Genomic DNA, 3583 nt, shown 5'->3' on the forward strand with positions numbered 1-3583 from the left:
GCCGACGCCTCGGGCGCGCTGGAGGTGCCGGCGCTGGACCGGCCGCAGGTCGCCGGGTGGTACCGACCCGGTGCCAGCCCGGGTGAGATCGGCAACGCGGTCCTGGTGGGCCACGTCGACTCCGGGGACGGCCCGGCCGTCTTCTTCGAGTTGGGGCGGCTGCGCCCCGGCGACACCGTCCACATCACCCGGGTCGATGCCACGGTGGCCCGTTTCACCGTGGACGCGGTCGAGGCGTACCCGAAGGAGCGGTTCCCCACCGACCTGGTCTACGGTCCCGGCGGCCTGGCCGGGTTACGGCTGATCACCTGCGGCGGCCGGTTCGATCCGGCACGCGGCGAGTACGCCGACAACGTGATCGTCTTCGCCACCCGCACAGCGTGAACCCGCGCGGGCGTGAACCCGCACGGGCGTGAACCCGCACGGCGCGAACCCGTCCGAGGTGAGCCCGCGCGGCCGGTGGCGTGCGTTCGACCATCCCGACGCCGGGAAGACCCGAGCGTCCACCGCAGACCCGAGGAGCAACGATGGCCCAGGCAGCGATCAGGAAGAACACCGGAGCGGCCACGGCCGCGTCGTCGCGCACCGCGACCAAGCGGAGCAGCCCGGCGACCAAGCGGTCTCCCGGGACGGCAGCCGCCACGAAGACGACCGGCAAGGCAGCCACCAGCAAGGCGGCCGGCAAAGCGGCCGGCAGGTCCACGAGCAGGAAGGCCACGGCCGGTACGGCAGCGGCGACCTCCGCCCGGACGGCGCGGAAGAAGGCCGTCTCCGCCACCGCGAGCCCGACCCGGCGTCCCACCGCCAAGGCGACCGCCGCGAAGAAGACCGCTGTCGCGAAGAAGGCGCCTGCGGCGAAGAGGACGGCGGCGAAGACGGCACCGGCGGGCAAGGCCACCGGTGGCCGGGCGCCGGCCACGAAGACCACCACGAAGAAGGCGGCGACCCGGAAGACGTCGGCCACCCAGGCCACCGCCGCGCGGTCCCGGGCGGCCGGAGCACCGAGGCCGGCGCGGAAGGCGACCACGATGGAGTCTTTCGGCAGTCGGCGCGGCGCACGGACCCGCTGACCGGGGCGCTACCCGTCGGACAACCGGTGGAGGAAGCCCCGGGCCCGCTCGGTGATCTCCGGGCCGGAGCGCGATGGGCGCGCCACACCGTCCACCGCCTCCGATGTCCGGGGGCACGCCACGCCCCCGGCGTCAGCCGTCGGGTCCGGTGTCGAGAGGATGTCGAGGTGGCGAAGCGAGACAGGCGGACCGAGGTGACCGGGATGTGCCCCTGCGGGCAGGGCATGCCGTACGCGGACTGCTGCGGGCGACTGCACCGTGGCGAGGCGGACGCGCCGACGGCCGAGGCGCTGATGCGCTCCCGCTACGCGGCCTTCGCCGTCGGCGACCACGCCTACCTGATGCGCAGCTGGCACTCCCGGACCCGTCCACCTCGCCTGCACCTCGACCCCGCCCAGCGGTGGACCGGGCTGGAGGTCGTCGGCACCGACGGGGGCGGGCTGTTCGACAGCACCGGGACCGTGGAGTTCCGCGCCCACTACCGGGAGGGCCGCGATCCGGGCACGGTGACCGAACGCAGCCGCTTCGGCCGGGAGGACGGTCGCTGGGTCTACCTGGATGCCGAGCGGCCCTGAGCCGGGCGGGGTCACGCGTCGATCCGGGCGGTCGGCGCGTCGACCGGTCCACGTCGGATCCGGCCCGCCCGGAGCACCTGCGCCGCCGCGATCAGCAGGTACGGCACGACGGCCAGGGCGAACGCCCACGCGGTGTCCGTCGCCGTGGCGAGCAGGCCGAACCCGGCGTACACCGCGATCGTGGTCAGGTCGGTGAGCGTGCCCGCCAGCGAGGTGACGGTGGCCCGGGTCGGGCCGCTGATCCGGGCCTGAAGGCGGGCGTCGGCCAGCACCGAGGCGAGTTGGAAGCCGGCGAACGCCGCCGCGACCAGCAGGAACCCCACCGGCTTGCGCAGCAGCACCCCCACCGCCAGGGCCACCGCCGAGGCGGCCAGCAGCAGGGCGTACCCGCCGGTGCGAAGCCGCTGCCCGGCCGGGGCGAGCAGCCCGCCGGCCATCTGGCCGAGGGTCACCACCAGCAGCAGCAACGGCACGGTGGTCAGGGCGACGCCGGTGTCCCGGGCCAGCAGCGGGAGGTACTCCTCCAGCGCGCCCCAGATCGCGCTCACCACCGCCACCAGCAGCACCGCCACGCGGACGGATCGACTGCCGCGCGCCTCGGCCACGCCGAGCCGTAGCCTCTGCCACCAGCCCGGCTCGTCGGGTTCGGTGGACGGCGCGGCGGCGAGGCGGTGGTGGCGGCGGCGGTGTTCCGGGAGGCGGGTCGCGACGGCGGCGGCCAGCAGACAGGCCGCGACGCTGGCCGCCCCGACCATCGGGTAGCCGCCGAGCCCGAGCACCGGCCCGGCGAGCAGGATCGACCCGAGCACCCCGGCCGTGCCGGCGGTGCGGGCGCGGCCGATGGTCCGGGCGTACCGGTCGGCGGCGCCCACGTGGTCGAGTTCGTCGAAGACCAGCGCCTCCAGCGCGCCGGACGCGAGTGCACCGCCGGCTCCCCAGAGCACGAACCCGACGGCGAACGCCGGATAGGACGGCAGGAGCGTCCACAGACCGAAACCGAGAGCGCTGCACAGCGGCGCCAGGGCGAGCACCAGACGCCGGGAGGTGGCGTCGGCCCAGGCACCGGCGGGCACCTCCAGTACCAGACCGGTCAGCGACCAGATCACGAACAGCGAGGAGATCTGCCCGACCGACAGCCCGGTGTCGGAGAAGAGCAGCACGTACACCGGGTAGAGCAGGACCAGGTCGGTGAGGAACGTGTACGCGTAGAGAGTGGCCGCCAGGCGACGGCCGGCGGCGGAAGCGAGGGTCATCGAGGCCATCCGGACGGGTGGGGGGCGATTACGGACACCGTGTGTACGGCGTCCGAGGGCGGCCCCCGGCCTCGGTCAAGGCATCAATGTCGCCAGGTCATGCGGTGATCGTAGGCGCCGGCACCACCCGGTGCCACCCCGTTGCGGCTCGGGCGGACGACGGCGTCGCGGCAGACGACGACTGCCGGACGCGTGTCGCGGGACGGGACCGTACGGTCCCGTCCCGCGAGGTGACGCCGTCTGGGTCAGCGACCGGACGGGCCGTTGTTCTTCGGCAGGATGATCGTCGACTCGCTGTCGTCGGCAGCGGTCCGCGGCGACGGCACGTCCGGCCCGGTCGACGTGACCTGGGTGGTGTCCGGGTCGTCCGTCGTCGCGGCGGACTGGCGCGGCAATGCGGTCGTGGTGTCGGAGTCGTCGTCGACCGGCTGCTGGCGCGGGAACGCCGTGGTGGCCTCCGGGTCGTCGGAGTCCGCCACCGACTGACGCGGGAACGCGGTGGTGGCGTCCGGGTCGTCGGAGTCGGCCGTGGACTGGCGCGGGAGCAGCGTGGTCGGGTCTGAGTCGACGTGGGGCGGGGTGACGACCTGGGTCGCCTCCGGGTCGTCGGCCACCGGCACACCCGACGAGGTCCCGGTCGCGAACACCGGCGTGGCGGGCGGCGGGTCGGCGGCCGGCGCGCCGA

At 74.8% G+C, this 3583-nt stretch carries 4 protein-coding genes and 1 pseudogene; 3 read left to right on the forward strand and 2 right to left on the reverse strand.

Annotated features, from left to right (window positions below; genetic code table 11):
• The 3 genes from EYA84_RS28745 to EYA84_RS28755 form a co-directional block, all read left to right on the forward strand.
• A partial coding sequence (locus tag EYA84_RS28745) for a class F sortase (protein WP_131057105.1) occupies nt 1–384 on the forward strand: 384 nt, incomplete at its 5' end.
• A 143-nt stretch (nt 385–527) separates the two neighbouring features.
• A complete protein-coding gene (locus EYA84_RS32735) occupies nt 528–1070 on the forward strand; it encodes a hypothetical protein (RefSeq protein WP_131057107.1) in 543 nt (180 codons plus the stop codon).
• A gap of 203 nt (nt 1071–1273) precedes the next feature.
• Nucleotides 1274–1645: a YchJ family protein gene (locus tag EYA84_RS28755; RefSeq protein WP_131057111.1), complete on the forward strand. Its 372-nt coding sequence runs from the start codon at nt 1274–1276 to the stop codon at nt 1643–1645.
• Nucleotides 1646–1656: 11 nt separating this feature from the next.
• Here the strand turns inward: EYA84_RS28755 and EYA84_RS28760 are convergent, their stop codons facing one another.
• A complete protein-coding gene (locus EYA84_RS28760) occupies nt 1657–2907 on the reverse strand; it encodes an MFS transporter (protein ID WP_394347627.1) in 1251 nt (416 codons plus the stop codon).
• A gap of 236 nt (nt 2908–3143) precedes the next feature.
• Nucleotides 3144–3583 (reverse strand): annotated as a pseudogene (locus EYA84_RS32740) (hypothetical protein); the annotation flags it as partial.

The sequence above is a fragment of the Verrucosispora sp. SN26_14.1 genome, from assembly GCF_004307965.1.
Lineage (GTDB): Bacteria > Actinomycetota > Actinomycetes > Mycobacteriales > Micromonosporaceae > Micromonospora.

Bases quoted from the DNA above. Each gene is read 5' to 3' on its own strand.
- EYA84_RS28755 (WP_131057111.1), top strand. From the start codon at position 1,274: ATGTGCCCCTGCGGGCAGGGCATGCCGTACGCGGACTGCTGCGGGCGA.
- EYA84_RS32735 (WP_131057107.1), top strand. From the start codon at position 528: ATGGCCCAGGCAGCGATCAGGAAGAACACCGGAGCGGCCACGGCCGCG.
- EYA84_RS28760 (WP_394347627.1), bottom strand. From the start codon at position 2,907: ATGGCCTCGATGACCCTCGCTTCCGCCGCCGGCCGTCGCCTGGCGGCC.